Source organism: Labrenzia sp. ATLA3 (assembly GCF_057180185.1).
Genome location: NZ_JBXUKV010000013.1, coordinates 23,075 through 48,933, shown reverse-complemented (window position 1 = coordinate 48,933; position 25,859 = coordinate 23,075). Strand labels below are relative to the sequence as shown.

The window sequence follows — 25,859 nt, the reverse complement described above, 5'->3', positions numbered from 1 at the left end:
TCCCGGACCACAATGACGATGCCCAGAACCTGTCAGGTCGAAGGGTAGCTGCTTCTCACTCTGCGGCAACCGAAAATACATAACCGGCATGCGCAATTTGCGTCAGAACGTCTCTTGCGCTCGCCGGACAGGCAGATAATCTGACCGCCCATTCCGCAGGATGTAATTCATGACAGTTGTGATCGTTGGAGCTGGCGTTTCCGGCTTTTCCACCGCCTGGGCCCTGACAAAACGAGGCGTTCCGGTAACGCTTCTGGAGCAGGGGCCGATTCCCAACCCGCTTTCCGCGTCCGGTGACCAGCACCGGATCATCCGCCGCGCCTATGGCGGCCAGGGCGGCTATCAGCGCCGCATCGGCGATGCTTACGCAGCATGGGATGAATTGTGGGACGATCTGGGTGAGAAGTATCTTGTCGAGACGGGCTTCCTGTTGATGTCGCAGCAACCGGGCGACGGAGGTGAAGTCTACCGGGATGGTCTTGCCGAGGGTGGTTATCCGTTCGAGAATCTGACGCCGGAGGAGACTGCGAAACGGTTTCCCTACGTCGATCCGGCGACCATCCGCTACGGCGCTGTCAGCGAGGAAGGCGGCGTGCTTCTGTGCCAGAAAATCGCTGCCGGTGTGCGCGACTGGTTGATCGCTAATGGCGCCGATGTGCGCGAAAACGCGCAAGTCACTGCCGTTGATACCTCCGCCGGCACAGTGACCCTTGCCGACGGCAGCACGGTTTCCGGCGATCATGTGATCGTGACGGCCGGTGCCTGGACGCTGGGGCTCTTCCCCAAGCTGGACATCAATCTGACGACTTACCGGACCGCCGTTGTTTATCTGACGCCGCCTGAGGATCTGCGCGAGGCCTGGGAACACTCGCCGGTGATCCTCGATCCGGGCGGACCTGTCGATGGCTATATCATTCCGCCGGTGGCGGGAACCGGGCTCAAGTTCGGTGCCGGCATTCACAAGTACAAGGCGCCGCCGAACCAGGACCGGACACCCGTTGCCGGCGAGGGCGAGACCCTGCGCGATCATTTCTCGCCGCCGTTCTGCCGGATCAAGGAATACCGCGTGGATGACGTCGTCACCTGCGCCTATACATTCACCGCCGACGAACATTTCTTTGCCATGAGCGAAGGCAAGGCGACCGTCGTCTCGGCCTGTTCCGGACATGGCTACAAGTTCGGTGCTGTCGTGGGGCAGAAGCTTGCTGAAGGCTATACCGGCAAGGATATGGACGCCGCACGGGTGTGGCTGGAAGCCCGCGACTAAGTCATCTGACACGACACAGAAAGGCTCCGGTGAATGAGATCGCCGGAGCCTTTCTTTTTACGATCAGCGACGGGAAGAAATCATCCGCATCAAGGTGCCGTCCTTGAGCGCGATATGATGGTAGAGCGCGCCGAGCACATGCAGTGAGATCAGCACGATGAAGAACGGCTTGAAGAGTTCGTGGATTTCTCCTGCCGTGTGGATGCCGCCAAACCAGGCCAACAGGCCGGTGATCGGTGCCAGCAGCAAACCCAGATAGAGCAGGCCGTGAACGGACTTGGCCGCCAGTTCCTGCATCCGGGACGTGGGCAGCGGCGCCGGCACCCCGAATGCAAACCTCACGAGAAGACGAACGACCGTCAAGGCCAGAACGGAAATACCAACCCAGATATGGGCATTGCCCAGAAAAGCGGTCATCGCGTCCGGCACGCTGCCGTCGCGCAGCGCGTGTTTCAAATCGCCCATGCTTTCACCGAAGATCAGCTGAAACAGGATCAGGGCGGCAATCACCCAGTGCAAAAGGATGTGGATCGGGCTGTAGGCAGCTGGCTGTGTCCTGGACATGGCGGGCTTTGGCTCCTGGCAAACAATAGAAGTGCCGTTCATTAGTGCCACGATTGGGCGGGAACAGGTATCGCACTTTTGTACGATTTGGTAACGGTTCCAACAGTTTTTGCGACAATTGCAAACAGGCCGGCCTGTTCTGTTCAGCGCCGGAGGACTTGCGAAGAACGGGAGACATCATGCCAGCCGACATCAGAACGCTGACGGGCGATGCGCTGACCGCTGCCTTGAACGACCTTGCACGTCTGAGGATATCCGTTTTCCGGAGCTGGCCTTATCTCTACGAAGGCTCTCTAGACTACGAAGCCGGCTACCTGCAGCGCTATGTCCGGACAGACGGGGCCGTGATCGTCGGGGCCTATGACGGCGACCGACTAATCGGAGCTGCGACTGGCGAACCCCTCGGTGCCGAACTGGATGCCTTCAAAGGGCCTTTCGTCGAGCGCGGCCTTGATCCGGAAAGGATCTTCTATATGGCCGAATCCGTTCTGGACCCGGCCTATCGCGGTCAGGGCATCGGCCACCGCTTCTTCGACGAGCGCGAAGCGCACGCCCGGCGGCTCGGTTTCGGTGAGGCAGCCTTCTGTGCCGTGATCCGCCCGGACACCCATCCTTTGAGGCCAGCCGATTACGCACCGCTCGATCCGTTCTGGCGCAAACGCGGGTATGAGAAGCTCGACGGTGTCGTCGTGACGTTTCCCTGGCGAGACGTCGGGGAAAGCGTTGAGACCGACAAACCGATGCAGGTGTGGCACCGGACCTTGTGAGAGGTCTGCCAGGAAAGCCAATCGCGCGGAAGATTGCCTGATCAGGGCATAGAAAAACCGGGGCCTGGAAACCAGACCCCGGTTTTTGATTAGTGGACGTGGTTACTTCAGCGTCCAGCGGATCGTGACAGTCGCGCTGATGGTCTCTTCGCCTGCCTCGATCGGCACATCAGCGGACTTGGACAGCATCATGCCTTCGGCGCGCATCATGTAGGGGCGTGGCATTTCGGTGCCGTTTTCCGTGATGTCGGCAATGGCGCCGAGTTCGACGCCAGCAGCCGCCGCGAATACATCCGCCTTGTGCCGGGCGTCCTCGACCGCCTTCTTGCGGGCTTCATCAAGGATCTCGTCAGCATTGCTGACTTCGAAACGGGTGGAATCAACCGAATTGGCGCCGCTTTCGACAACAAGGGTCAGCACGCCACCAAGCTTGGCCAGATCGCGGATCTTGACCTCAACGCCGTTGCGCACTTCATAGCCGGCAATATCGGGCTGGCTGCTGTTGCTGCTCTTGGAATGATCGTAACGCGGATAGATGCCAAAGCCTCGGGTCTGGATGTCCTTGGCTTCGATGCCATTTGCCTTCAACGCTTCGATGACCTTGGCTATGGCGGCGCTGTTTTCCGCCAGAACGTCGGCGGTGGATTTGCCCGTGGTGAGGACACTGGCGGTAATGACGGCCATGTCGGGTGCAACGGAAACCTCGCCGCGGCCCTGCATCGTGATGGTGCCGACCGGTGCCGGGGCGTCTTCAGCGAAAGCCGGTGCGGCACTTACGAGCGCGGCACTCAGGCCGGCAGCCAGAACGGCCTTGCGCAGCAGCGAGACGGGGGCAAAAAGAGGTGCAGTCATATGAACTTATCCTTGATGGAAACAATTTGTTCGATGGCCGGACACTCGCTTGTGATTGAGGCGGCGTGATGACGGTTGTGTTCATCTGGCGTTCATCGAAACGGTCGGCAGCGGGCTTTGAAATCAGCCCTGGAACTTGCTTCTGAGGTCTAATGGGTGACGCCGCTTTTGCCTGACAGTCCCCCGACCTCGCCTGTCTGCGACAATAGAATCGCAATCGGTCTGGAGCCTTCGAAACGGGCGCAGACGATCACGATCATCACTGTCAGCGGAACACAGAGAACCATGCCGACAACCCCCCAGATCGCGCCCCAGAACGCCAGCGACAGCATGATGACGAGGCCGGACAGGTTGAGGTTGGAGCCCATCAGACGCGGTTCTATCAGATTGCCGATAGAGAACTGGATGAGACCGAGGCCGGTGGCAATGGCAATGAAAGGGCCCAAGGTGTCGTAGTAGACAATGGCAAGGAGGCTGGGAAAGATCACACCGATCAGCGAGCCGATGGTCGGAATGTAGTTGAGCAGGAACGCGATGAAGCCGAACAGCGCGGCATAGGGCAGGCCGATGGCGATCAGCACAAGGCTGGTCAGGACACCGGTGGCAACGGACACGGCGGTCTTGATCGTGAAATAATGCATGATCGAACGATTGATCTCGGCCCGCATGGCAAAGGCGGCTTCCGCTCGCTCGGGCGAAGGAAACAGCCGCTCGAACTTGCGGTCGAACGTCGATTGCTCGAGTACCAGAAACAACACATAGATGAACACCAGGCTGGCCGAGCTCGCGATGGTCGTCACCAGGCTCGCCCCGGCTGTCACCATGCGTGGAACGACGGAATCGGGCAAAAGGTCCTTCAACTCGATCGGATCGTTGAGGTGCAGGTGGTTCGATGTCTGGGCAAAGAGTTCTTCCAGCCGACGCTGATAGGTCGGTGCGTCCTGGGCGAGCTGGGTAAGGTTGACCGTCACGATGTCGAGCACCAGGGTGCCGGCAAAGAAGATCGCCAGCAGTGCCAGCGAAAACGACACCAGACGCGGCAGGCGCCAGCGGCCGAGCGGAATATGGGCGAAGACATGGGCCAGTGCGTTGATCATGTACCAGACGATCAGCGCGATGACGAATGGCAGGATCAACGAGCGCCCGACCACCAGCAGCCAGCCGATCATGCAAACAAGCAGGACACTCAGCGTGGCGGTGAAAAGCGGTGATCGCATGGTGGCTCCGGCTGAAAAGAACGGCAGGTCAAATCACCGGGCGACTCGCCGACGCCCGGCTGCTTCATTTAGACCCGATGGTGCAGGCGAACGAAACCGGTTTTTCCACCATCGCCCTCCCGCCCTCATGAGACACCCCTTCAGCGCGACACTTTCCCAACCTTTTTCATCCAGCCGTTTCAAAGCACTTGCCCCGGCGATTGGCCGTGGTATAGGGAACCAGACGCAGGGCCTTGCAAGGCTCGGCCCTGCCGTGGGCCTGTAGCTCAATTGGTTAGAGCCGTCCGCTCATAACGGATTGGTTGGGGGTTCGAGTCCCTCCGGGCCCACCATTTCCTTTTAGATCAATACCAAGTTCCTCTGCGATTAAGGTCGGGTACGTCCACTCGTGAGAGCTAGCCGGACCGCTTTGCGCCGAAATTCCGGCATTGATCTCTTTCCTGTCTCTTGGAACGCCTCCCGTTCCAGAAGTGCGTGCTTTCCGCTTTTTCCGGACAAGTCCCACCTGCTGTACGACTGCGTTTTGGAGATCGCTGGAGAGGTGGTGTGGATGAAAGATGTGTTGTGACGCTGGACGGAGCGATGGTGGGCGCTTAGCTTTGGTTTGATGACCCTGGGGAAGTTCTGTGCGGGTTACATCGTCAAACAAGGCGGCCGCCTGCTGCTGCGTTGAGCGGATGTGCGCACTTCTGAACGGTCATCGTGATTGGACATGAGCGGGAACGTGAGTTTGGTTTCTTACACGCAGGCGACAGGTCATTTCGAGAATGGTGAATTTGAAAATGCGCAGCGGGTCGTTTCTTCCTGCCTGCAGGAGGTCTATGCGAATATTCATCGTTTTGTTCTGACGGAAAATCTTCGAAACATATACCGCACGAAGGTGTCGGTGATCGTCGTTTCCCATCGCAACAGTCTGGAGGCTTGCGAGGTTGGGCGGGGTATTGAGGATTTCGTCCGCCGTGAGGAAGTTGAATTGATTTTCGTCGGCAACGGATTGGAAACCCCTGATGGCGGTTCCGGCCGGTATGGGGACAAGGCTAGAGTGTTCGGCTTGCCGGAGAATATCGGCTGTTCGGCGGCGCGAAACGTTGGCGCCTATGTCGCCAGGGGGAAGTGTCTTCTGTTTCTGGACGATGACGCGTCGACGGGGGTGGCAGATCTTGATCTGCTTGCAAGCAGCTGTCTCGATCGTGAGGCTGTCGCTGTGCGGGGGCGCATTGTGCCGAAGTCTGGGAGCGGGCTGACAGGCAACCATTATGATCTCGGTGAGGACCTGAAACCGGCGCCGCCGACGACAGAGGGATTTTCTACCTGGCAGGCGGTGGCCTTCGAAAAATACGGCGGATTTGATCCGCTTCTGGCGGGCCACGAAGGCATGGATCTTTGCTGCCGGATGCTGGGTGAGGTGGACACGGAGCGGTTTTTGTATCAGCCGGGCGCGCTGATGCGTCACGACTATGCCGAAGACGATCGGCAACACGCGCAGAAGGCGGGAAAACTGCGGCTTTCGGACAGGTATCTTGCGTTCAAGGGGATCGACAAGGATCGTCTTAGCTCCGCCTTCAAGGAGGTTGAGAAGGAGCATGCTGTCTGATTTTCCAAGGAGGGCGTCTTTTGGGGGCCGGATCCAGGCTATGACTTGTCCGGGCAAACTGCATGGATAGGCCTGATGACACCTGGTTGAGCGATCGCTTCTGTTCCAATCCGTTCGAGCAGGTCGATACCCAGCCGAACCAGGACATTCACTTTTGTCCGGCCACCTGGCAGCCGGCTGCGATCGGCACCCTGTCCGACGACCCGGAAACTGCCTGGAATTCCGCCAAAGCCCAGGAAATACGGCGGTCGATCCTTGAGGGCGACTTTTCTCATTGCTGCCGTTCGGAATGCCCACGCATCGCCCAGCGCGATCTTCCGACGCGCGAGGAGATCCTCTCGTCAACCGATCCATCGCCGGCTGCAGCCTGTTATCGGAATATCCTCCAGAGTGGCAAAACCCACCTGGACATGCTTCCAAGGCGCGCCAATCTCGGTCATGACTTGAGCAGCAATACGGCCTGTCCCGCTCGTGGAACCGCTCCGGTTCAAATGAAAAAATACGATGCCGACAGGCTCGACTGGATCGTGAATGAGCCATACGGGCGCTTCCTGTCCAAAGCCGAGCGAATTACCATCGGCCGTGATGGGGAACCATTTGCGAGCCGGCATTTTCTGAACTTCCTGAAGGTCTATTGCAGTGGGACAGAACCGCGCAAGGCGCTGGACCTTCACACCAATGGCCTGCTGCTGACGGAAGCCGTCTGGAACAGGCTGGATCTGTGGGGGCATGTCGGCAGCGTTCATGTGTCCGTCGATGCCGCAACTCCGGAGACTTATGCAGCGTTGCGGCCGGGAAGGCAGTTGGGTCAGCTCATGCCCAATCTGTATTTTCTCGGCCATTTGCGCAGGTTGAAAGCCGTCGACGTTTACCGTTTGGTATTTGTCGTCCGGCAGGAAAACTATGCAGAGATGCCGGACTTTGCCCGCCTGGCAAGACGGGTGGGGGCAACGGGAATTCTGTTCCAACGGTTTCGCGATCAGCAGATGGTTCAGGAAGGCACGTGTCATGCGGTAGACGTCGTGGACCCTCGCCACGCCGACCACGATCAGTTGCGGCTGATCCTGGAGGACCCGGTTCTGAACGCGCCCGACGTCGACATCGAGGACCTGGGCCTTCCGCCAGTGCGCGTTGGCGCACCGAGGGCGCCTTGGTCAGGTGGAATGTCTGATGCGTTTGTTCAGAAGGGAGTGTGATGGTGCATCATCTCATCCTGCTGTCGTCCGGGAGAAGCGGCACGCATCTGCACCAGACCATGATGCGGCACGGTCTTGAAAAGGCGGTCGTGCTTGGCGAATTGTTCAATCCGTCGTCTCCCTTCGGCCTTGAGACCCAGACACCGGAGTTTATCGGCATGCTGGAAGAGGAAACCGGCATCGAGGTCGATCCGGAAAAGGCAAAAGCGCTCGCCGGTTATGTCAGGGAAGATCCGGTCGTCTTCCTGAATGCACTCTCGACAGTCTGCGACCGACTTGGATACGACTATCTGTGCTACTCGATCCTGCCGAAGCAATTGCCCGGAAGGTTCATCGAAGACATTCTGTTCCGGTTCGACTGCTCCTGCGCCTTTCTCACCAGGGAGAGGTTTGCGCGATATGTCTCTCTCGTGAAAGCGCGGCAGCTTGGCGCCTGGAAATGGGTCGACACGACTTCGTTGAAGCCGGAGATCACGATGGACGGGTTTCTGGAAGATGCCGGACCCACCGACGACTGGTTCCAGTTTCTGTCGGAAACGGTGCTGGCTGCAGGTCTGGACGTGCGGCACTTTTCCTATAACGCTGATCTCAACCAACCGGCCCAGACCGCTTTTTACGGCTTGCAGCGACGATACAAGGGCCTCTGTGAGCTGTCCGCTTTCGACTTCAGCCTGATACCCGATTTCAAGCAGGAGCGGGAAACCGACCCATTCCGGTCGATTGCAAACGGCGCTCACTTTCGGGCCGCGCTCCAGCAGGCCTCCCTGATGGCCTATGCCTTTGCCGAGCCTGACGTCTTTTCAGCGGATGGTTATGTCTGATCACCCCCGGGCAGGGACAGGATATAGTCTTCCAGCGAGCTGCCGACCGTGAACTCGAAGTCCGGTGCCCAGCTTTCCCGGATGCGGGCCACCCGGCGTTTGAGATAGATACCCCAGTTGGCCGAAACACCGCTGCGGGGAAGATCCGACAGCGGCGGCAGGGTTTCGAAAAAGAGGCCTCTGCTTCGGAGCGCCGAGAAGTACCTGGGCGGGCAGACGACGACCACTGTTTCGAACTCCGCAAGCTTCTCCAGTTGCTCCGTCAGTGCGCTGGAAAGCTGGTCGCCTGCCTGATCAAGCGCCCAGACAAGTGCGACCGTTCCTTGCCGGCGGCGTTCCGACAGGAGGAGGGCATCGCCTTTTGTGTTGGCCTCGAGCTTGCGCAGGCTGCCGAGGGCAACCCGTAGTCCGATTTTGCGAAGGCTTCGTTTGAAAGACACGGTTCAACGGTCCTCCAGGGGATTTGCCGGGAGCTGGGCGACGGCTTGCAAAAGCTGCGCGATCTGCGGTGCGCCGTTCCAGCAGCCAGTTTTTCTGAGACAGCATCGGGCCAGCGACTGGCGGACGTCCGGGTCGAGCATCTGCGCCAGCTGCTCCCCGATTGCGTAGGGATCCTCGGCAGATGAAGTGAGGTTCCAGCCGGCGCGTGCGCCATATTCCGCACGTGCTTCCTGAACATCCATGATCGGGTTGCTGTTTGGTACGAAGATGGACGGCAGCGCGGCGGCGATGTTTTCATGAAAGGTGTTGTATCCGGCCGCGCAGACCGCGAAGTCGAAGGCCTTCAGGTACTGCCCGAGCGGATAGACCTTCCGCATCACCAGGCGCTCATGGAAATCCGCCTGTTCCTCGAAATGGAGCGGCGATCTCACGTCGACCGCAACCACGTCTGGGTGTCTGTCCAGAAACTCCAGCAAACGAGCACGGGGAAGGGACATGTCGAAATTGGCTTCCGAACCGAGTTGCACCAGACAAAGGATCGCGTCGTCCGGCAGGTTCAGCGCCCGTCTTGCGGTTGTCCTGTCAAAGAGCTGGTCCCGCGGCGTCATCAGCACCGGGTCGACCCGGGCGACGCTGTCGGGGTTCGGGCGCGAGTGGCCTTCATCCAGCGGCGCACACAATTCTCCCGGTTCGATGATCGCATCGAAAAAACCCTCGCGGGAAATGCTGTTGGGCTGGGGGGTGCGCCAGAGTCCACGCCTGATCCAGACACTGGTGGCCTGGCCGTAGCTTTCAACCGCGTCGACGAAGCCTGCATAGGGCAGGTTGCCGTCAAACAAGGTGAGGCAAGGCTTGTAGTGGCTGAGTGCCTCGCGCATTTCCTGAAAGAAATAGCTGTTCCAGGCCTTGAAATCCAATTCCAGCCTTTGCCGGAAAGGCCGGAATTCGGCGAGATATCCCATGGATCGCGCGATTTCGATTGCCTCGGAAAGGGAGAAGAAAACGACATTCGCACGTGGGCCGATTGCCCTGGCGATCGCAAGCTGCCGGGAGAGATGTCCGAGACCGACGCCGTTGGACGTGACCGTCAGAATGACGGGGGCTTGTGCGGCTCTGCGCTGTCTGGGGGCTGGCCGGGCAGTGAGGGAAGGGGTGGCAACCTTGTCGAACTTGCCGGCAAATTGGTCCAGGCCGTAGCGCTCCTCCACAAACGCGCGGGCTTTTCGGGAGGTCGTTTCCAACAGGCAGGGATCCGCACGAAGCCGTTCATAGACCTGCGGGGCCTCGTCGGGCTCCGCATAAAGGCACGCATCGGAAAAACTGGATTCCATATAGGGCGGAAGAACGCAAGGCAGGCCTGTGGCCAGCGCTTCAAGAACGCCATATCCGAACGCTTCGACAAGCGCTGGGGAATGGAAATAGCTGTAGATGTCGAGCCCCTGGAGAAACTTTGAAATCGGTTCCTTCGAGAACGGCAGGACCTGCCAGTTTGATGGCAGATCTTCGAACTGGTCCAGAAATGCCTTCGGCACGCCCATCATGCGGAAGGCGAAATCCGGCGACTGGGGATAACACGTCATGGCAACAGGCAGGGACGGCCATTTGTCGGCACTAGGACGGCTGTGGCGGCCGATGATCAGCCGAGTCTTCTGGCCCCGGGATGGTTTTTCCGGATAATCATCGAGGTCGATCAGGTTTTCCCAGTTGCTCGCGTGAAGGGCATGGGACAAGCCGTTTCCGGCAAGATCTTCGCGCACGAGCGCGCTCACCGGCAGAAGCTTCAGCGAGTGGCCATACCAGTCGGCAAGGAGCGTTGACCAGTGATCAGATGGAAAGGCGCGCTGCCCGTCCCGGTTTCGAACCGTCTGATGCACGACGAGGTAACAGGCCTCCGCATCGAACCGGTTTCGGCAGTGCACCCGTTTGTCCAGCAAGGAGGGGTGGTAGAGAAGCGCGACCCTGGCGCGCGGTCTTTCGTTTTGAGGAACAATGATGGTTTCGGTGGACTTGATCTCCGCCAGGACCGAGGCGTTCAAGGTTCGGTTTCTTGAAAAAAGAGGCGACCTGAGCGGAATGACGCCGGCTCTCAGCCCGGCCTGCTTGCAGGCGCGCAGATCGTATTTGAGCGATGTGGACGTCCCGCCGGGAAAGCGCAGGTCGGCCAGGTAAAGGACATCAAATTCCATAGGCCGGTCGCCCCCCGATAAACCTGTCAAACGATCTTGCCGGTCATCACGATGGGGAGCCTCCATAGAGCCGCCATGACTCCAGTCCGCGGTTGAAAAGCGGGCCCGGCACACCGTCCAGCGTTCCCTCGTAATAGCCGGCAGACTGCAAGCGGGTCTGCAGTTCAAGGATGGTGTCGCGCGACCAGCTCCGGGCTTCGGCGGATATCTTTGCGAGCGTCTCGCCGCTGTCTGCCGTCAGGGCCGATAACAAGAGCTCGGATGCTTTTTGCGGGGATTTGTCGGTGTGGAACCCTTCATCGTAGATGGCCGCGGCCGCAAGGGCGCCTTCCGCATATCCCTGCTGCGCGGCGAGTTCGAAGTAGGCGGCGGCGTCTTCCGGCGTCTTGTAGATGCCTTCCTTGGCAAAGACGCCGAGATTGTAGGTCGCTCTGGCGGCACCTTCAGACGAGGCATATTCCAGAAGGGTGATGGCGCGCGGAACATCGCGCGACCCGCCGGTGCCGTTGTAGAGGGAAACGGCAAGGTTGATGGCACCATCCGCGCTGCCGTTGGCATAGGCCTTTTCGAACAACTCGCGGGCTTTCAGAAGGTCCTTCGGCAGTCCCTGACCGAGCTCATGGAGCAGGCCGAGACTGACCAGTGCCCGTGTGTCGCCCGCCGCCGCTGCCTGCTGGTAGAGATCCACGGCAATCTTCGTGTCGCCGGCGGCGGCACGCGCTCTTGCGAGCAGGGCCTTGTAGTGAGGCACATCCGGATAATCCTTGACGGCCTGCTCGCAGGAATGAATGGCAGCTCCGGAATTCTTGGCAAGGAGGTTAAGTGATACGCCGCGGTAAAGGACGGTGGCATCGTTCGGATGCGTGGCAAATCTTCGGCAGAGTTCAGAAGATGTCAGATTATTGGGGTTGTCCGGCACCATCTGGGTGACGAGCTTTTTTGCCTGTTCCAGATATTGCCCGTCCGGAAAGCGCTCGATGTAATATTGCAGCAAGGCCTGGTTCCGGGAGGCCAGCGCATTGGACCAGATGTCTTCTTCCAGGCTTGCGAGACTGACCGAAGGCGCCGGCGGCTTGCCATCTGTCTCCTTTAAGGCTCTTTCAAGGATCTTCTGGGCCTCGTCGACGAACCTTCCTTCGGGATAACGCTGCAAATACAGCTGGATCAGCTTGGGATCTTCCTGCTGCGCCGACAGTTTCCATAGCCCCACTTCCAGATCTCCATCCGTTTCCGGCCCTGGCTTGAAGTAGAAATCGGGTTTGACGGAAAACTGAACATAGGGAATTTGCGCCCCGCCGGTGACCTTGCGCACGTTATGGTTCACATCCGCCAGCACGGATAGTACCTCGCGGCCGGAGGCATGCATGTAGGACAGGAGCGCCGACGCGTAGGGGCTGTTATCCCCCGCACCATCGTAGGCGACCTTGCCCGGCTGGGTGGCATAGCCGATCAGGAACCCGCTGACATCCGGCGGCGGCGCCAGGCCGACTTCCAGGCTCTTGATGCGATCCTGAAACGGATTGTTCTGACAGGCGTCGAGAAACACCATCTTGAAGGCGCTGCTGCGTCCGACAAGCTTGAGCAACTCATCGAAATGGATGCTGTCGCTGACAAGTGTGTCGATGTCGCTGATACGGGAATCGACCGGGATAAGATAGTTCTTGCCCGCAAGTTGCACGCCATGACCTGCATAATAGACCAGGACCACGCTCGCATTTTGCCGGATGACCTTCTGCGAGAATTCTTCGGTTTTTTTCAGGAAGTTTTCTTGCGTTGCATCCAGAATAAGCGTGACGTCGAACCGGAGGGTTTGCAGTGTTGCGGCGATGCTTTCAGCATCGTTACGCGCATTGGGGAGCTTTTCGCCCCTGTAATTGGAATTGCCGATGACGAGCGCCATGCGCGTGTCGGTCACGAGTTGCTGAGCTCGTGACGGATGCACGCAGGTAACGGTGACGACAAATATCAGGCCCGCGAGCAGGAAAGCGTTTTTCAGTCGTCGCCGGGCCAGAAACACGTTCATGGTGAGGAACCGCATTCCGCTCAAATTGAAATCATCGAAGCGAGATTGACTTCGACGGCCTCAATTGTCTCGGTCAGGACGGCTCGCTGTTGCTGCTGCAGATTGGAGATCACCGTGTCCTGCGAGCGAACAATCTGAATGCGCTGAACCTTGCTGAGGCCTTCGCGCACGGCTTCAAGGGCAGCTTCGCCGCTCTCTGCCTGTTCAACCTTCACCACCATTTCGCGTACGATGGGTAGGGCGGATTGCGCAACCGCGCTGCCATTTTGCGCCTCACGCGCAAGCCGGTCTTCCAGGTCCTTAAGCACTTCAGTGATGCACTTGACCGGATCGAGCCCGCTTTTCACTCTCTGCTGGCAGCGTTCGCAGGTTTTCTTTACGCGAACGCGTGTGTTCAGGAAGCGCTCAAGTGTGGCTCTTTCCCGAGCGATGGTCGTCGGGCCGCCTTCTCTTTTGGGAATGAAGAGAAACGGCCGAACAGGTTCCTGTCCGGATCCGGCCTTGGCGCTTGGGGATTCGCTTTCATAAGCGGCGATGGTGATCGGTTTTCCACCGGGGTTTTCCAGTTTGCTGCCGTTTGCCGCGGGGTCGAATGACTCGTCGAACGGCAACAAAGTGCTCCTGGAAAAAATCTGCCGGGCGCTGGATAGCTGCCAGGGAGTATTTTTGACGGAATCTGTCAGTGCCTGATTGCTGGCCTTTGCGGAACTTGTCGCTCCTGTGAGCCAGGCAACCAAAATAGATGCAATAAATGATACGAAACCGAGCATTTTCCGCTTGGTAATTTCTGCCATATTTCACCAAGTTTTTAAAATCTGACCTAGCGTTCTATGACGCCTTCATCATGTAATTGATATTTTTAGCATCGTCAGCAGCAGAGATCATCCTACCAAGTGTCTCCGTTTAGTGAAGCGAAAATTCGCGCCACGGGCTGCCTGGCAGATGGGCGTGGCTCCTTTTGCCGTGAGATGGGGAGATCTTTGGCCTTCCGTAACGTCGGCGGTCTGTTCCAGGTTGCAAGACGTCCGGACAAGCTCCGTCGGGCCGGGAAAAGGCTTTCCAGCTCAAAAGAAATAGCATGGGGAGAGAAGGTCCGGCCTGTCACCGGTTTTTCGACGATCGCGCCGGGCGTGGGGTTCGGGGGCGCTTGTTCGCTGGATTTACAACAAACGCCCCGTCTGCAGACTGGTGCGGTTCGCGCTGATTATCCGGGTTCTTTTTCGGACAGGAAGTCTTCCGCCAGTGCGACCCAAAAATTCGTGCCAATGGGCAGAATGTCGTCGTTGAAGTCGTATTTGGGGTGATGCAAGGGCGGGTCGCGGTCGGTTTTGGCGGTGCCAAGCATGAAGTAGGTGCCCGGCTTTTCCTCCAGGAAATAGCCAAAGTCCTCGCCGCCCATGGAGGGGCGGGCAAGATCCGCGACATTTTCCTCGCCTGCGAAACGCCTGGCAAGGTCACGCAGGTAGTCGGTCTCAGCCTCATGGTTGATCATGGGCGGATAGCCGCGCTCATACTTGACTTCGGCCCGCATGCCGTAGCTGGCGGCCTGACCTTCAGCGATCATGCGGATGCGACGTTCGAGTTCGTCGCGTACATCAGGGTCCAGAGACCGGATCGTGAGATTCATTTCCGCGCGTTCGGGGATCACGTTGCTGGCAATGCCGCTGTTGAATGCGCCGACCGTGATCACGGCAGACTGCAGCGGGTGGATGTTGCGTGAGGCGATGGTCTGCAGAGCCATGATGATGCTGGCGCCGCAAACGATCGGGTCGGACGCATCCTGCGGTTCGGCGCCATGGCCACCGTAACCAATGACCGTGATCTTGCATTCGTCAACGGCTGCCATCATCGGGCCCGGCTGGAAGGCGAATTGGCCAAAGGGCAAGGTTGGGTCGTTGTGAAGACCGAAGACGGCATCGCATGGGAACCGCTCAAAAAGGCCGTCCTCCATCATCAATCTGGCGCCACCGAAATTTTCTTCCGCAGGCTGGAAGATCAGGTGCACCGTTCCGTCGAACTGTTTGCGTTCTGCCAGGATTTTCGCGGCGCCCAGCAGCATGGCCGTATGGCCGTCGTGACCACAGGCATGCATGACGCCTGGATGCGTGCTTGCGTAGTCCGCCCCGGTTTCCTCCGGGATCGGCAACGCATCGAAATCGGCACGGATACCGATGCTTCTGGTGGAATTGCCGTTGCGAAGCGTTGCGACAATGCCCGTTTTCGCCAGACCGCGCGTGACTTCGTAGCCCATCGCAGTCAGTGCGCCGGCAATGTAGTCCGACGTCTTGAATTCCGACAGGCCGATCTCGGGGATCGAGTGCAGATGGCGCCGCGCAGCAACGATTTCTGGAAGGAAGTTGGATGACTGTACTGTCATTTACGCACCACGGCTGGGGATACGATTTTCTAGCATGCGGAACAGCAATACCAGTATCCCGGTGAGACACATGTAGATGAGTGCGAGCAGCAGCAGGGGCTCGTAAGTGAGATAGGTATCCTGCCGCACTCTTGAAATAATAGCGTAGACATCGACAACCGTAATGGTTGCGACAAGCGGTGTCGATTTCAGTTGCAGCACCGTTTCTCCGCTCAAAGTCGGCAGTGCGCGATAGATCGCCCGGGGCAGCCAGATGCGCCGGAACGTCGTGAACCGGCTCATGCCAAAGGCGCGTGCGGCTTCCAGTTCACCTCGTGGCACACCTGCAAAGGCGCCGCGCATCACTTCGCCCTCATAGGCAGCGAAGGACAGCATGAGCGCCGTAAAACCATACGGCCAGGCCTGTCGCAGATAGGGCCAGAACATCGAGTGCCGAATTTCCGGATATTGCGCGAACACCGAGCCGAGACCGTAGTAAAGCAGCCACAGTTGCAGCAGCAGCGGTGTCCCTCGGATCAGCGTACAGAAGCCGCGTGCAATCATGGCAAGAGGCTTTGGCCCGGTGACCTGGACGAGGCCAAGGAGCACGGCAAGGATAAATCCGGCACCGGCGGTCGAAAACAGAAGAAACAGCGTTTCCCAGATCCCGTGGAGCAGTTTCCATTGATACTTCTCCAGCCAGTCCCAGCGCAGGAACCAGACGGCGCAGAAGACGATGGCACCGAAAAGGGCGATCAGGAAGATCCGGTGAGGTTCCAGCAACCGGCGCGGCGGCGGCGGAACATAGGCGGGCATTGTGGCCTTGGTGTCGCTCATCTTACATCGGCCCCGCAATTCCGCGCCTTGCGCGTCGTTCGATATAGCCAATGACGCGGTTTGAGATCAGCGTCAGCGAGAGATAGAGCACGCCGGCAGCGCAATAGAAAAGCATGTAGGCCTTGGTGGCTCCGGCGGCCTGGCGGGTTACCAGCGTCAGTTCCGAGAAACCGACCACCGCCAGAAGGGCGGTATCCTTGGTTGCGATCAGCCAGAGATTGGAAAGACCGGGAATGGCATAGGGCAGCATGGCCGGCAAGGTGATGCGGTGCAATGTCTTGAAAGGGGACATGCCATAGGCCCTGGCCGCCTCGATCTGTCCGGGCGGGACGGCCTTGATCGCGCCGCGCAGAACTTCGGTCGAGTAAGCGCCCTGCACAACTCCGATGACAAAGATACCGGCGGCCAGGCCGCTGATGTCGACCCTCGGCAATCCCACAAGCATCAGGAGCGAATTCACCGCGTCCGTGCCGGCGTAATAGAGCAGCAGGATGAGAACAAGCTCGGGAACGGCGCGGATGACGGTGGTATAGACCTCGAGCAGGTCCCGCACGATGGGGCCGCCGTAGAGTTTGCCGAAAGCGCCGCCAATGCCGATCAGGAGGCCGAGGCCAAAGCCGCCGACCGCGAGTTGCAGCGAAGCTGCAAACCCGGCGAGAAGCACACCACCCCAACCCGGCGGCGACAGGGCGAGCAGGTCGAGATTGAGAAAAACGGGAGAAGCAGCCATCGGCAGCGGTCAACCTTGCTTTGAAAAAAGTGTCCGCCCGCGCCAGATGGCGCGGGACGCTTTTTTAAGGATGATCCGGCCGGTTAGCCGCCGTAGATATCGAAGTCGAAATACTTCTTGGAGAAGGTTTCATAAGTACCATTGTCGCGGATCGCCTTGATCGCGGCATTGATCTTGTCCTTCAGTTCCGTGTCGCCCTTGCGGATACCGACGCCAACACCGGCACCGAGGATCGCCTCGTCTTCCTCGACGTTGCCCTTCAATTCGCAGCAGTCCCCGCCATCGGATTTCAGGAAGGCGTCCAGCGCGATAGCGTCCGCCTGAACGGCATCGACACGGCCGGCGGCGAGGTCCTGATTGGCTTCGTCCTGCGTCTGGTACTGCTTGATTTCGGCTGCGACGTCACCGAAGTGCTTTTCGGCATAATCGGCATGAACGGTAGAAACCTGAACGCCGATGATCTTGCCGGACAGGCCCTCAGGCGTTGCGTCGAAGTCGTCGCCCTTGGCGCCGATGATACCTGTCGGGGTGTTGTAGTACTTGTCGGAGAAATCGATGGTCTTCAGACGCTCTTCGGTGATGGACATGGACCCGATGATCATGTCGATCTTGCCGGACGTCAGAGCCGGAATGATGCCGTCCCAGGAAACCGGGGTGACGACACAATCGAGCTTGGCTTCCGCACAGATCGCGTCCATGAACTCGATTTCCCAGCCGACCCAGTTGCCGCTGGAATCCGGCGACGTGAACGGCGGATACGGCTCGGCTGCGACACCCACCTTCACTTCTTCGGCCAGTGCGCCGGTGATAGCGGTGGCGGCCAGTGCGGCGGCGGCGAGCGTTGTTTTCAGAATATGCTTCATTTTGTTCCCCTGTTTTTTCAAGTTTTCATGCCGGATCTTCCGGCTGTCCCACCCCGCGAAGATATTGCGGGACGGGTCTAGTTGATCGAGCTGATGAATTTCTTCAGCCGCTCCGATTTCGGGTCATCGAACACCTGGTCCGGTGGGCCCTGTTCCTCAATGATGCCGTTGTGCAGAAAGATGACGTGACTGGCGACTTCCCGTGCGAATTTCATTTCGTGGGTGACCAGGATCATGGTTCGCTGCTCGCGGGCCAGATCGCCGATGACACCGAGAACTTCTCCCACAAGTTCCGGGTCGAGGGCGGATGTCGGTTCGTCGAACAACATGGCAAGCGGCTGAACGGCAAGAGCGCGGGCGATGGCGGCGCGCTGCTGCTGACCGCCGGACAGGAAAGCCGGATAGGCGTCCTGTTTTTCGAACAGTCCGACACGGTGCAACAATGTTTCTGCAATGCCGACGGCTTCGTCGCGTTTCATGCCCAGAACATGAATGGGAACTTCAATCACGTTCTGAAGCACGGTCATGTGCTGCCACAGATTGAAGCTCTGGAAAACCATTGCAAGCTGGCTGCGAATGCGCTCGATTTGCTTGCGGTTGGCAGGGCGAAGGCCATGGTGGCCGTCTTTCTTGAGGTCGATGGCTTCACCGTGAATGGTGACCGACCCGGCGCTTGGCAACTCAAGCATGTTGATGCAGCGCAGAAAAGTGGATTTACCGGAGCCCGACCCGCCGATGATCGCAATCACGTCGCCCTGCCGGGCCGTGAGCGAAACACCCTTGAGCACTTCAAGGGCTCCGAAACGTTTGAAGAGGTCACGTACCTCGATGGCTGGCGCCGTTGATTCCATCCTACCGCCATTGCCCGGATCAAACCGGTGCAGTTGGTGTTTCTGTCTGCTGCTGACCTCGTCGGTTTTGCCGATGCAGCGTCAGCTCTCTGAGCGGCAACAGTTGTCAGCTTTGCACTTGTTTCCTAATTATTCAACCGTATAATAACGAAAAAATCGATGCCGGTACGTCATGTGGTCGGAGAAAATGTCGGAGGACAGAAGGATGGCACGGGAGGCGAATGAGGCCTTGTCAGCACGGAGCCGGACCATGCCCGCAATCCACGCCGCGCAGGATTTTCCGCTGCATCGGGGCTGGTCTTGAGTCGCCGTTCGTTCCATCGCGCCAGCGAGGCAGAGCGGCGTCAGGATCTTATCCAGGCGACGCTGGACTGCATTTCCGAACTCGGTTTGCACGGTGCGACCGTGCGCAAAATTGCAGCCCGGGCCGGTGTCACTCCCGGTCTGATCCGTCACTACTTCTCCTGCAAGGACCAGATGATGCAGGACGCTTATCGGGAGGTCATGACCGGTATGACGTCTGCCGTCGCTGCAGCTGCAAATGCCGATCAGCCAAACCCAAGGGCGAAGTTGCACGATTTCATTGTTGCCAACCTGTCACCGCCAGTTGCCGACGGAAGGACGCTGTCTTTGTGGGCGGCGTTCATCAGTCATGTGCGCGTCGATCCGGCATTTGCCGAAATTCACCTCGAAAGCTATCTCGCTTTCCGCTCCGTGCTGGAAGCGCTCGTTGCCGATGTGCTGATTGATGCCGGAGAAACACCGGATGCAAAGCGGTGCCGGGAACTGGCGATTGCGATCAACGGCGTGATCGACGGTCTTTGGATCGAAGGTACGCTTGTCGGTCACCTTTTTTCGGAAACGCCCCTGCCGGGCGTTGCCATAAAATCCGTCGAGGCTTTGCTCGGCGGAATAAGCCTTGCCGCCAAACCCTGAAGAAATTGAGAGACCGACTATGCGTTATGCGTCGATCACCGACCGCCTTGCCCATTTGGGCTCGGGAAAATGGACTGTCCACATAAAGGCGCGCGAGATGGCGGCGGCGGGTATTCCCGTTATTGAACTGACCATTGGCGAGCCGGACATCCTGCCCGACGAGGCCCTGTTCGAAGAAGCGGATCGGGCCATGAGGGCCGGCCGCATCCGCTATTCCAACGGACGCGGCGAACCGGGTGTCGTCGCTGCCTTGACGGAAAAATACCGCCAGCGTCGGCCTGATGTGAGCGAGCAAAACGTTCTGTGTTTTCCAGGCACCCAGACGGCCCTGTTTGCGGTCATGCTGGGTCTGGTGGAGACGGGCGATGCCGTCCTGGTAGGCGATCCGCTTTATGCCACCTATGAAGGCGTTATCGCCGCGTCCGGCGCGCGCATGGTGCCCGTGCCGATGCGCGCTGAAAAAAGGTTCCACCTTCAGGCGGAAGATCTTGAAAAGGCGATCACGCCAGACAGCCGGGTGCTTTTGCTCAACACACCTCATAACCCGACCGGAGCGACGCTGACGGCCGATGAAATCGCCGCCATCGGCGAAGTCTGTATCCGCCACGATCTTTGGATCGTCTGTGACGAAGTTTATGAAAAGCTGATCTTCGAGCAGACGTTTGCCTCCCCCTTCGACCAGCCCGCACTGGCGGACCGGACCATCGTTGTGTCTTCGATCTCCAAGTCTCATGCCGCTCCCGGGTTCCGCTCCGGCTGGGCCATCGGTCCGGAAGAGTTCTGCACGCGGCTGCTGGCGGTTTCTGAAACCATGCTGTTTGGCGGTCAACCGTTTATTGCGGACATGACGGCCATGGCGATCTCCGGGGATTTCGACACCGCGGAACGCATGCGGGCGAACTATCTGAGACGGGCAAAGCTCATCATCGATCATTTGTCAGGTCATGCTGCCCTGAAGCCGATGATGCCGGAAGCGGGCATGTTCCTGCTGGTGGATGTCAGCGCCACTGGGCTGGACGGTGCCAGCTTCGCGGAGCAGCTGCTGGAGCAAAAGCAGGTCGCGGTCATGCCAGGGGTCTCTTTCGGCGATCAGGCCACAAATTTCATCCGGTTGTCGCTGACGGTTGCCGATGAAACGCTTTCGGAAGCAACAGACAGGATTGCCGCTTTTGCGGATGGTCTCAGCAAGGGCGAGGGAAACCGCAAATGGGCGTAGTCACCAAAACGGTCGGTGAAGCACTGATCGATATTCTTGAAGCCAATGGCGTCGAAGCTGTTTTCGGAATTCCGGGCGTGCACACGGTCGAACTCTACCGGGGTCTTGCGACGTCAGACATTCGGCACATCACACCGCGCCATGAACAGGGCGCAGGTTTCATGGCCGACGGCTATGCCCGGGTGACCGGAAAACCCGGCGTGGCCCTGGTGATCACAGGCCCCGGCCTTACCAATACGATCACCGCCATGGCGCAGGCCTATCAGGATTCCGTGCCGATGCTCGTGATCTCAGGCGTCAATGCCCGGGCAACTCTCGGCCATGGCCGGGGCAAGCTGCATGAATTGCCGGACCAGCGGGCCATTATGGCACCGCTTGCCCTGATGACGCACACGCTTCTTGAGGCGGCGGATCTGCCGGCTGTCATGGAGCGGGCCTTTGCAATTCTCCAATCAAAGCGGCCGGGCCCTGTCCATGTTGAAATTCCGACCGATGTGATGGTTGAAAAGATCACGCTTGGCGACCTTCATCCGTCAAAGGCCTGCGGCCCCCGGGCGGCGCAGGCGCAGGTGGCCGAGCTGGCGGAAAAATGCCGGCAGGCCCAACGTCCGGTAATCCTGTGCGGTGGTGGATCCGTCGCTGCTGCCGACAAGATCCGGCTGCTGGCTGAACAGATCGATGCGCCGCTGGTGACCACGGTCAATGCGCGGGGCATGTTTGCCGGTCATCCGCTGTCGATCCCGGCTAGTCCCAGCCTTGCCGCCGTGCGTGAGGTGATCGGGGCGTCAGATCTGGTGATTGCCCTTGGCACGCAGATGGGGGAGACCGACTACGACATGTATGCCGACGACGGATTTCCGGAGCTTGCCGACCTGGTGCGCGTCGATATCGATGCGGACCAGCTTGCACGTGGACCGGAGGCCGCGTTGCCCATGCTCTCGAGTGTCGGCCAGTTGATGGACGATCTTCTGCCGCTGCTTGAGGGCCACAGGGGGGATGCGGACGGCGCTGCACGCGCGCAGGGGTGCCGCGAGGCGGTTGCCTCCTGGTTGAGCCCCAAGATGCAGGCCGAAGTCGGCGTTCTGGAGACGATCCGCGAGACGTTGCCCGGCTGCATCATCGTCGGCGATTCCACGCAGGCCATCTACTCCGGCAACCTTTATTTTGAAGCAGGGCGGCCGCACGGCTGGTTCAACGCGGCAACGGGGTTCGGAGCGCTTGGCTATGGGCCCCCGGCGGCGATTGGCGCAAGCATTGGCGAACCTGGAACCCCGGTGATCTGCCTGGTGGGCGATGGCGGGCTTCAGTTCTCGATTGCCGAAATCGGGTCGGCCGTGGATTGCGGGGCACGCGTGATCTTCCTGGTCTGGAACAACGACGGTTACGGCGAGATCCGGTCCTACATGGTGGACCGGGGCATTGAGCCGGAAGGCGTGACCCCGTCGGCACCCGACTTCGGCAAGATCGCAGAAGCCTATGGCCTGCCATCCGTCCGTCTTGACGATGTGGCCGAGTTGGCAACTGCCCTGAAGCGGTTTTCGGACCTTTCCGGGCCGAGCCTGATCGAAATCCACGAGACGGGCACGCGCGGCGCGACTGCCTGAGTAGCTGCCCCCTGACAGGGCTTCGCTCAATTTGAGGCGGGCAGTGTCAGCCTGAATTGCGTTCCCCTGCCTTTCACAGACTGGCAGGTGAACGCGAGGCCGTGTTCCTGTGCAAGGTCATGGCAAACCGACAGACCGAGGCCATGGCCTCGGGAGGCGCTGCCTTTCTCGTAGGCTTTCAGGAATCTTTCCTGCTCAGCCCCGGTCAGGCCCGGACCTGTGTCGAGGACACAAAGTTCCACGGTCTGGCCCCGGTTGCGGACGCCGATCAGCACCTTGCCCGTCTCGGTGTATTTGACCGCATTGGAAACCAGATTGCTGGCAATGCGCATCAGGACAATCGCCGGCACGGTGGTTTTGCGCGATGACGACACCCGGCGCAGCTTCAGGCCCTTCGAGATCGCCTCCTCGCCAAACATCTGCTGAACCGTGTCGACCACGAGCGAGAGCTCGTAGCTCTCGGTTTCCACAGGTTCCGTTTGGGCCGTGCTGACGCCGGTCTGGCGAGGTTCGTCTGCGGCTGTCCGATCCGGCAGGGTCTCCGTCTCTGTTTCAAGGCTCCTTGGCGCCGTTTCCTTCAGATAGGAATTCGACAGGGCTTCCATATAGTCGAAGGCCTCCGCAAGGCGTTGGCGAACGGGTTGTTCCATATGGTCGGCAAGGTGATCGAAGCTCAGCCTCAGCGAAGTGATCGGCTGTTTCAGATCATGGGACGCGGTGGCCAGTTGCCGCTGACGGAGGCTGGCAAGATCGCGGGCACGGGTATAATTGCGCTCGGCGACAAGCAGTTCCCGGTTGCGCCTGGCTTCCGCTTCCAGAGCCTTGATTTCCGCCTGCACGGCGTTTGCGTGTTTGTGGCGCAGGGCAACGATATGTGCGGTCAGCCCTGTCATGGTGGCAATCAGCAGGCAGGAGAAAATGCCTTTGACCGTGGTTGCAACAGGCAGAATATCCGCCTCCAGCCCAACCACCATCAAGGCAATCACACCAATGACCAGCAATATTCCGGCAACCGATATCAGTTCTCCACTGAGATGGGCTGCGCCTTCGGCACGCCGCCAGCGGCGGCCCGCCAGGAAAACCGAGACAAACATGAGGGCCAGAAGCACGTAGCCGAAAAAGGCGACGTAGGTACCGGGCGAAAAGAAGGAGAGCACGAAGCCGGCGACCGAAAGGGCGGCCATGCTCGTGAGAGCGATGGAAAGCCGGGTTTCGCGCCGGTCCACGACAAGCGAGCGCCCGGAAATGACGAAGCCGAGGCCCGACAGGGCGAACAGCAGAAAGAACCCGATTGGTGACTGGAGTTCAGGATTGTCTGGAAAGAAGAACCGGAACCAGAGACCGTCGATATAGCCGATGAAGGCGAGGCCGAGGCCGAACTGGAGCGCATACAGCATGCCGATCCAGTTTTTCATGGCCAGGTGAAAACCGAAGAAGAAAATCAGGCAGGAAATCGTGAAGGCATAGAACGCCGTGTGGGTGATGCCGGATGCAAAAGCGGAAGCTTCCAGTTCAACCGGTGTCTCCAGCGCCATCTTGAAGGACTGGAACGGCCCGAACTTGAAATTGACCAGCAGCGTGACCCGCTCCTGCGGGGCGATCTGGAACACAGGTGTGCGCAGGCGGGTCACGGAATGGTCTTCGGGGGCGAAGGGTTCGAAGATCGAATAGTTGATCAGGTTTTCCGTAAAGCCGCTTTCACGGATGACATAAGCGTCCAGCTCGCTGACCAGCGGCAGATCGACCGTAAGGACGAAAGGGTCGGGTGTGCGGCCATCGTTCAGGGTTGCGTTGTAGATTTCGACCGCCGCCCAGGCCTCTGGAGCATAATTGGTTCCCAGCATGGAGGCCTTGAGGGACGGAGAAAACACGCCGGAGCGAAACCGTGTCAGGATCTCGGAAAGCGAGGCTGACGGGTCGCTTTCATAGACCAGGTGCGGCTTCAGATCCCCGATTCCCTGGCCAGGTTCAAGGCGCACCGGTTCGGCGCGGGCAAGACCGGTCACGAGAAGACTGAAAAACAGGAAGACCCACAAGTGCAGAATTCTGGTCATTTCCCCTAAGGCATGTCAGATAGAAGGACTGCTGCTGCTGGATCGAGAGCCGTGAAAGATCAAAGATATAGTGCCATCATTGCAGACGATCACGCAATCGTTCGCTCCGGACTGCGCGATGCGCTGGAAAAACCGGGCCTGATCGAGCCGGAAGGGATCAATGTGCTGGCGGAAGCCGGCGACGGTCTCAGCGCGATTGCCGAGGTGCGCAGGCACCGGCCCGATCTTTTGTTGCTGGACGTCTCCATGCCCATGGCAGGCGGTGTGGAAGTGCTGATCGAGGCACGGCGCTGGTCGAAGGAAACGCGGGTTGTCGTCCTGACCGGCATTTCCGCAGTTGGGCTCATTTCCGATCTCATCGAGACGGGTGTCGACGGCTTGTTCTCGAAAGCTTCCGACAACGCCGAGTTCTACCAGAAACTGCCGGGGATCCTGCGGGGGCAGCGGCATGTCTCAGATGTGTTCTTGAAGCTCCTGGAGGAAACGCCTGCACCACCGGTGCTGACCGACAGGGAACGGCAGACACTGAACCTGATCCTCGCCGGGCGGTCCAACAAGGAAATTGCCGAAGGCCTCGGCATCAGCATCAAGACCGTCGACAAGCACCGCACCAGCCTGATGCAGAAGCTGAACGTGCATTCGGTGCCGCAGTTGATGGCCAAGGCGCTGAAGGAAGGCATGATCGATCCGTCGCGGGAACTTTGACCGGGAGGCTGCTTGCCCCGGCCGGAATGGGGGATTGGCCCCATGGCTGGCGGCGACCGGACATGGGTTACTGCTTTGTGTGACCCACAAGAGGATTTTGCCATGCCCCGCTGTTTCAGATTTTCCGCCGCCTCGCTTGCCGCGTTACCCGTTGCCTGCCTGCTTTTGACGGGCTCGGCGCTGGCACAGGATGACGGTTTCCGCGAGATCCGCGTTGCCCCCGGAACGGCAGTCGCGGCCAATTTCATGGATGTGCTGATGCCGTTTCTGCAAGGCCATCCGGAGAGTGACGAAGGCAATGCCGCTCTGGACCTGAAGGTACGCAAGGCGGGCAGCGGCTACAGTGTCGATATCGTCATGACGGGATATCTCGATGACAGCCTGTCCGGCGAACACTATCGGGGCACGGTGATACGCACCGCGTCGGGCCAATGGGAGCTGCTGGAGATGAAGGTCAGTCCGCTGTGCGCGCGGGGTGAAAATGTCGGAGGGGTATGTACCGCATCGGCTGCGCCTCCGGCCATGTTCCGGTCTTCCGGTGACGCGCCCGACAATCGGCTCATGTGTGTTTCCATTGCGCAGGATGATGTGCTGAATGTGCGGAAGGGGCCTGGAACACGGCATGCCGTCACCGGCGCTCTTGCGGCGGGAGCCTGTAATGTGGAACTTTCCGAGAGCTGTGAAGGAAGCTGGTGCGAAATCCGTTCGGACGCAATTTCCGGATGGGTGAATAGCCGTTATCTTGAGCCCGCAAATTGAAGGACATATCGACAAGCCAC

The 25,859-nt window shown here is 59.3% G+C and carries 23 protein-coding genes and 1 tRNA gene; 11 read left to right on the top strand and 13 right to left on the bottom strand.

What is annotated here, in order from left to right:
- The first annotated feature begins 169 nt into the window (after positions 1 to 169).
- On the top strand, positions 170 to 1,267 hold the full coding sequence (locus AC2A6O_RS27755) for an NAD(P)/FAD-dependent oxidoreductase (RefSeq protein WP_498931992.1): 1,098 nt from the start codon (positions 170 to 172) through the stop codon (positions 1,265 to 1,267).
- A 63-nt stretch (positions 1,268 to 1,330) separates the two neighbouring features.
- Here the strand turns inward: AC2A6O_RS27755 and AC2A6O_RS27750 are convergent, their stop codons facing one another.
- A complete protein-coding gene (locus AC2A6O_RS27750; RefSeq protein WP_498931991.1) occupies positions 1,331 to 1,831 on the bottom strand; it encodes a cytochrome b in 501 nt (166 codons plus the stop codon).
- 179 nt (positions 1,832 to 2,010) lie between these two features.
- Here AC2A6O_RS27750 and AC2A6O_RS27745 point away from each other — a divergent pair, with 179 nt between their 5' ends.
- Positions 2,011 to 2,598, top strand: a complete 588-nt coding sequence (locus tag AC2A6O_RS27745; protein ID WP_498931990.1) for a GNAT family N-acetyltransferase — start codon at positions 2,011 to 2,013, stop codon at positions 2,596 to 2,598.
- A 102-nt stretch (positions 2,599 to 2,700) separates the two neighbouring features.
- Here the strand turns inward: AC2A6O_RS27745 and AC2A6O_RS27740 are convergent, their stop codons facing one another.
- Positions 2,701 to 3,450: an SIMPL domain-containing protein gene (locus AC2A6O_RS27740; protein WP_498931989.1), complete on the bottom strand. Its 750-nt coding sequence runs from the start codon at positions 3,448 to 3,450 to the stop codon at positions 2,701 to 2,703.
- Positions 3,451 to 3,599: 149 nt separating this feature from the next.
- Positions 3,600 to 4,667, bottom strand: coding sequence for an AI-2E family transporter (locus AC2A6O_RS27735; RefSeq protein WP_498931988.1), 1,068 nt, complete (start codon positions 4,665 to 4,667; stop codon positions 3,600 to 3,602).
- Between the two features lie 255 nt (positions 4,668 to 4,922).
- On the opposite strand from AC2A6O_RS27735, the gene AC2A6O_RS27730 reads away from it, so the two are divergent.
- The 4 genes from AC2A6O_RS27730 to AC2A6O_RS27715 all read left to right on the top strand — a co-directional run bounded on the left by AC2A6O_RS27730 (position 4,923) and on the right by AC2A6O_RS27715 (position 8,278).
- Positions 4,923 to 4,999, top strand: a tRNA-Ile gene (locus tag AC2A6O_RS27730).
- Positions 5,000 to 5,391: 392 nt separating this feature from the next.
- Positions 5,392 to 6,261 carry a glycosyltransferase family 2 protein gene (locus AC2A6O_RS27725; RefSeq protein WP_498931987.1) on the top strand — a complete coding sequence of 290 codons (870 nt, stop codon included), beginning with the start codon at positions 5,392 to 5,394 and terminating at the stop codon, positions 6,259 to 6,261.
- 62 nt (positions 6,262 to 6,323) lie between these two features.
- Positions 6,324 to 7,457 carry a radical SAM/SPASM domain-containing protein gene (locus AC2A6O_RS27720; protein ID WP_498931986.1) on the top strand — a complete coding sequence of 378 codons (1,134 nt, stop codon included), beginning with the start codon at positions 6,324 to 6,326 and terminating at the stop codon, positions 7,455 to 7,457.
- Positions 7,457 to 8,278: a hypothetical protein gene (locus AC2A6O_RS27715; RefSeq protein WP_498931985.1), complete on the top strand. Its 822-nt coding sequence runs from the start codon at positions 7,457 to 7,459 to the stop codon at positions 8,276 to 8,278. The genes AC2A6O_RS27720 and AC2A6O_RS27715 overlap by 1 nt, the downstream gene beginning before the upstream one ends.
- Here AC2A6O_RS27715 and AC2A6O_RS27710 read toward each other — a convergent pair.
- From AC2A6O_RS27710 to AC2A6O_RS27670, 9 genes are all read right to left on the bottom strand, one after another.
- Positions 8,269 to 8,718: a hypothetical protein gene (locus AC2A6O_RS27710; protein ID WP_498931984.1), complete on the bottom strand. Its 450-nt coding sequence runs from the start codon at positions 8,716 to 8,718 to the stop codon at positions 8,269 to 8,271. The genes AC2A6O_RS27715 and AC2A6O_RS27710 overlap by 10 nt on opposite strands.
- A 3-nt stretch (positions 8,719 to 8,721) precedes the next feature.
- Complete coding sequence (locus tag AC2A6O_RS27705) at positions 8,722 to 10,905, bottom strand: hypothetical protein (protein ID WP_498931983.1); 2,184 nt, start codon at positions 10,903 to 10,905, stop codon at positions 8,722 to 8,724.
- A 46-nt stretch (positions 10,906 to 10,951) separates the two neighbouring features.
- A complete protein-coding gene (locus AC2A6O_RS27700) occupies positions 10,952 to 12,928 on the bottom strand; it encodes a caspase family protein (RefSeq protein ID WP_498931982.1) in 1,977 nt (658 codons plus the stop codon).
- Positions 12,929 to 12,948: 20 nt separating this feature from the next.
- Entirely contained in the window at positions 12,949 to 13,722 is a 774-nt protein-coding gene (locus tag AC2A6O_RS27695) for a hypothetical protein (protein ID WP_498931981.1), read from the bottom strand.
- A gap of 410 nt (positions 13,723 to 14,132) precedes the next feature.
- On the bottom strand, positions 14,133 to 15,305 hold the full coding sequence (locus AC2A6O_RS27690; RefSeq protein ID WP_498931980.1) for a M20 aminoacylase family protein: 1,173 nt from the start codon (positions 15,303 to 15,305) through the stop codon (positions 14,133 to 14,135).
- Positions 15,306 to 16,121 carry an ABC transporter permease gene (locus AC2A6O_RS27685; RefSeq protein WP_148585954.1) on the bottom strand — a complete coding sequence of 272 codons (816 nt, stop codon included), beginning with the start codon at positions 16,119 to 16,121 and terminating at the stop codon, positions 15,306 to 15,308.
- 1 nt (position 16,122) lies between these two features.
- Complete coding sequence (locus AC2A6O_RS27680) at positions 16,123 to 16,851, bottom strand: ABC transporter permease (RefSeq protein ID WP_148585955.1); 729 nt, start codon at positions 16,849 to 16,851, stop codon at positions 16,123 to 16,125.
- Between the two features lie 83 nt (positions 16,852 to 16,934).
- Positions 16,935 to 17,714 carry a transporter substrate-binding domain-containing protein gene (locus AC2A6O_RS27675; protein WP_148585956.1) on the bottom strand — a complete coding sequence of 260 codons (780 nt, stop codon included), beginning with the start codon at positions 17,712 to 17,714 and terminating at the stop codon, positions 16,935 to 16,937.
- A 77-nt stretch (positions 17,715 to 17,791) separates the two neighbouring features.
- On the bottom strand, positions 17,792 to 18,565 hold the full coding sequence (locus AC2A6O_RS27670; RefSeq protein WP_148585957.1) for an ABC transporter ATP-binding protein: 774 nt from the start codon (positions 18,563 to 18,565) through the stop codon (positions 17,792 to 17,794).
- 300 nt (positions 18,566 to 18,865) lie between these two features.
- Here AC2A6O_RS27670 and AC2A6O_RS27665 point away from each other — a divergent pair, with 300 nt between their 5' ends.
- Genes AC2A6O_RS27665 through AC2A6O_RS27655 form a run of 3 tightly spaced genes read left to right on the top strand, consistent with a single transcriptional unit; the run spans position 18,866 to position 22,321 of the window.
- Positions 18,866 to 19,501: a TetR family transcriptional regulator C-terminal domain-containing protein gene (locus AC2A6O_RS27665; protein ID WP_498931979.1), complete on the top strand. Its 636-nt coding sequence runs from the start codon at positions 18,866 to 18,868 to the stop codon at positions 19,499 to 19,501.
- Positions 19,502 to 19,520: 19 nt separating this feature from the next.
- Positions 19,521 to 20,717, top strand: a complete 1,197-nt coding sequence (locus AC2A6O_RS27660; RefSeq protein WP_498931978.1) for a pyridoxal phosphate-dependent aminotransferase — start codon at positions 19,521 to 19,523, stop codon at positions 20,715 to 20,717.
- Positions 20,708 to 22,321 (top strand): 5-guanidino-2-oxopentanoate decarboxylase, encoded by a 1,614-nt coding sequence (locus tag AC2A6O_RS27655; RefSeq protein WP_498931977.1) that lies wholly within the window; start codon positions 20,708 to 20,710, stop codon positions 22,319 to 22,321. The genes AC2A6O_RS27660 and AC2A6O_RS27655 overlap by 10 nt, the downstream gene beginning before the upstream one ends.
- Positions 22,322 to 22,347: 26 nt before the next feature.
- Here AC2A6O_RS27655 and AC2A6O_RS27650 read toward each other — a convergent pair whose 3' ends face one another.
- Entirely contained in the window at positions 22,348 to 24,375 is a 2,028-nt protein-coding gene (locus tag AC2A6O_RS27650) for a sensor histidine kinase (RefSeq protein WP_498931976.1), read from the bottom strand.
- A gap of 51 nt (positions 24,376 to 24,426) precedes the next feature.
- Here AC2A6O_RS27650 and AC2A6O_RS27645 point away from each other — a divergent pair, with 51 nt between their 5' ends.
- Positions 24,427 to 25,080 carry a LuxR C-terminal-related transcriptional regulator gene (locus AC2A6O_RS27645; protein ID WP_148585962.1) on the top strand — a complete coding sequence of 218 codons (654 nt, stop codon included), beginning with the start codon at positions 24,427 to 24,429 and terminating at the stop codon, positions 25,078 to 25,080.
- A gap of 102 nt (positions 25,081 to 25,182) precedes the next feature.
- A complete protein-coding gene (locus AC2A6O_RS27640; protein WP_498931975.1) occupies positions 25,183 to 25,839 on the top strand; it encodes an SH3 domain-containing protein in 657 nt (218 codons plus the stop codon).
- Positions 25,840 to 25,859 lie beyond the last annotated feature (20 nt).

Bases quoted from the DNA above. Each gene is read 5' to 3' on its own strand.
- AC2A6O_RS27755 (WP_498931992.1), top strand. From the start codon at position 170: ATGACAGTTGTGATCGTTGGAGCTGGCGTTTCCGGCTTTTCCACCGCC.
- AC2A6O_RS27750 (WP_498931991.1), bottom strand. From the start codon at position 1,831: ATGTCCAGGACACAGCCAGCTGCCTACAGCCCGATCCACATCCTTTTG.
- AC2A6O_RS27745 (WP_498931990.1), top strand. From the start codon at position 2,011: ATGCCAGCCGACATCAGAACGCTGACGGGCGATGCGCTGACCGCTGCC.
- AC2A6O_RS27740 (WP_498931989.1), bottom strand. From the start codon at position 3,450: ATGACTGCACCTCTTTTTGCCCCCGTCTCGCTGCTGCGCAAGGCCGTT.
- AC2A6O_RS27735 (WP_498931988.1), bottom strand. From the start codon at position 4,667: ATGCGATCACCGCTTTTCACCGCCACGCTGAGTGTCCTGCTTGTTTGC.
- AC2A6O_RS27720 (WP_498931986.1), top strand. From the start codon at position 6,324: ATGGATAGGCCTGATGACACCTGGTTGAGCGATCGCTTCTGTTCCAAT.
- AC2A6O_RS27715 (WP_498931985.1), top strand. From the start codon at position 7,457: ATGGTGCATCATCTCATCCTGCTGTCGTCCGGGAGAAGCGGCACGCAT.
- AC2A6O_RS27705 (WP_498931983.1), bottom strand. From the start codon at position 10,905: ATGGAATTTGATGTCCTTTACCTGGCCGACCTGCGCTTTCCCGGCGGG.
- AC2A6O_RS27700 (WP_498931982.1), bottom strand. From the start codon at position 12,928: ATGAACGTGTTTCTGGCCCGGCGACGACTGAAAAACGCTTTCCTGCTC.
- AC2A6O_RS27695 (WP_498931981.1), bottom strand. From the start codon at position 13,722: ATGGCAGAAATTACCAAGCGGAAAATGCTCGGTTTCGTATCATTTATT.
- AC2A6O_RS27690 (WP_498931980.1), bottom strand. From the start codon at position 15,305: ATGACAGTACAGTCATCCAACTTCCTTCCAGAAATCGTTGCTGCGCGG.
- AC2A6O_RS27685 (WP_148585954.1), bottom strand. From the start codon at position 16,121: ATGAGCGACACCAAGGCCACAATGCCCGCCTATGTTCCGCCGCCGCCG.
- AC2A6O_RS27680 (WP_148585955.1), bottom strand. From the start codon at position 16,851: ATGGCTGCTTCTCCCGTTTTTCTCAATCTCGACCTGCTCGCCCTGTCG.
- AC2A6O_RS27675 (WP_148585956.1), bottom strand. From the start codon at position 17,714: ATGAAGCATATTCTGAAAACAACGCTCGCCGCCGCCGCACTGGCCGCC.
- AC2A6O_RS27670 (WP_148585957.1), bottom strand. From the start codon at position 18,565: ATGGAATCAACGGCGCCAGCCATCGAGGTACGTGACCTCTTCAAACGT.
- AC2A6O_RS27660 (WP_498931978.1), top strand. From the start codon at position 19,521: ATGCGTTATGCGTCGATCACCGACCGCCTTGCCCATTTGGGCTCGGGA.
- AC2A6O_RS27655 (WP_498931977.1), top strand. From the start codon at position 20,708: ATGGGCGTAGTCACCAAAACGGTCGGTGAAGCACTGATCGATATTCTT.
- AC2A6O_RS27650 (WP_498931976.1), bottom strand. From the start codon at position 24,375: ATGACCAGAATTCTGCACTTGTGGGTCTTCCTGTTTTTCAGTCTTCTC.
- AC2A6O_RS27640 (WP_498931975.1), top strand. From the start codon at position 25,183: ATGCCCCGCTGTTTCAGATTTTCCGCCGCCTCGCTTGCCGCGTTACCC.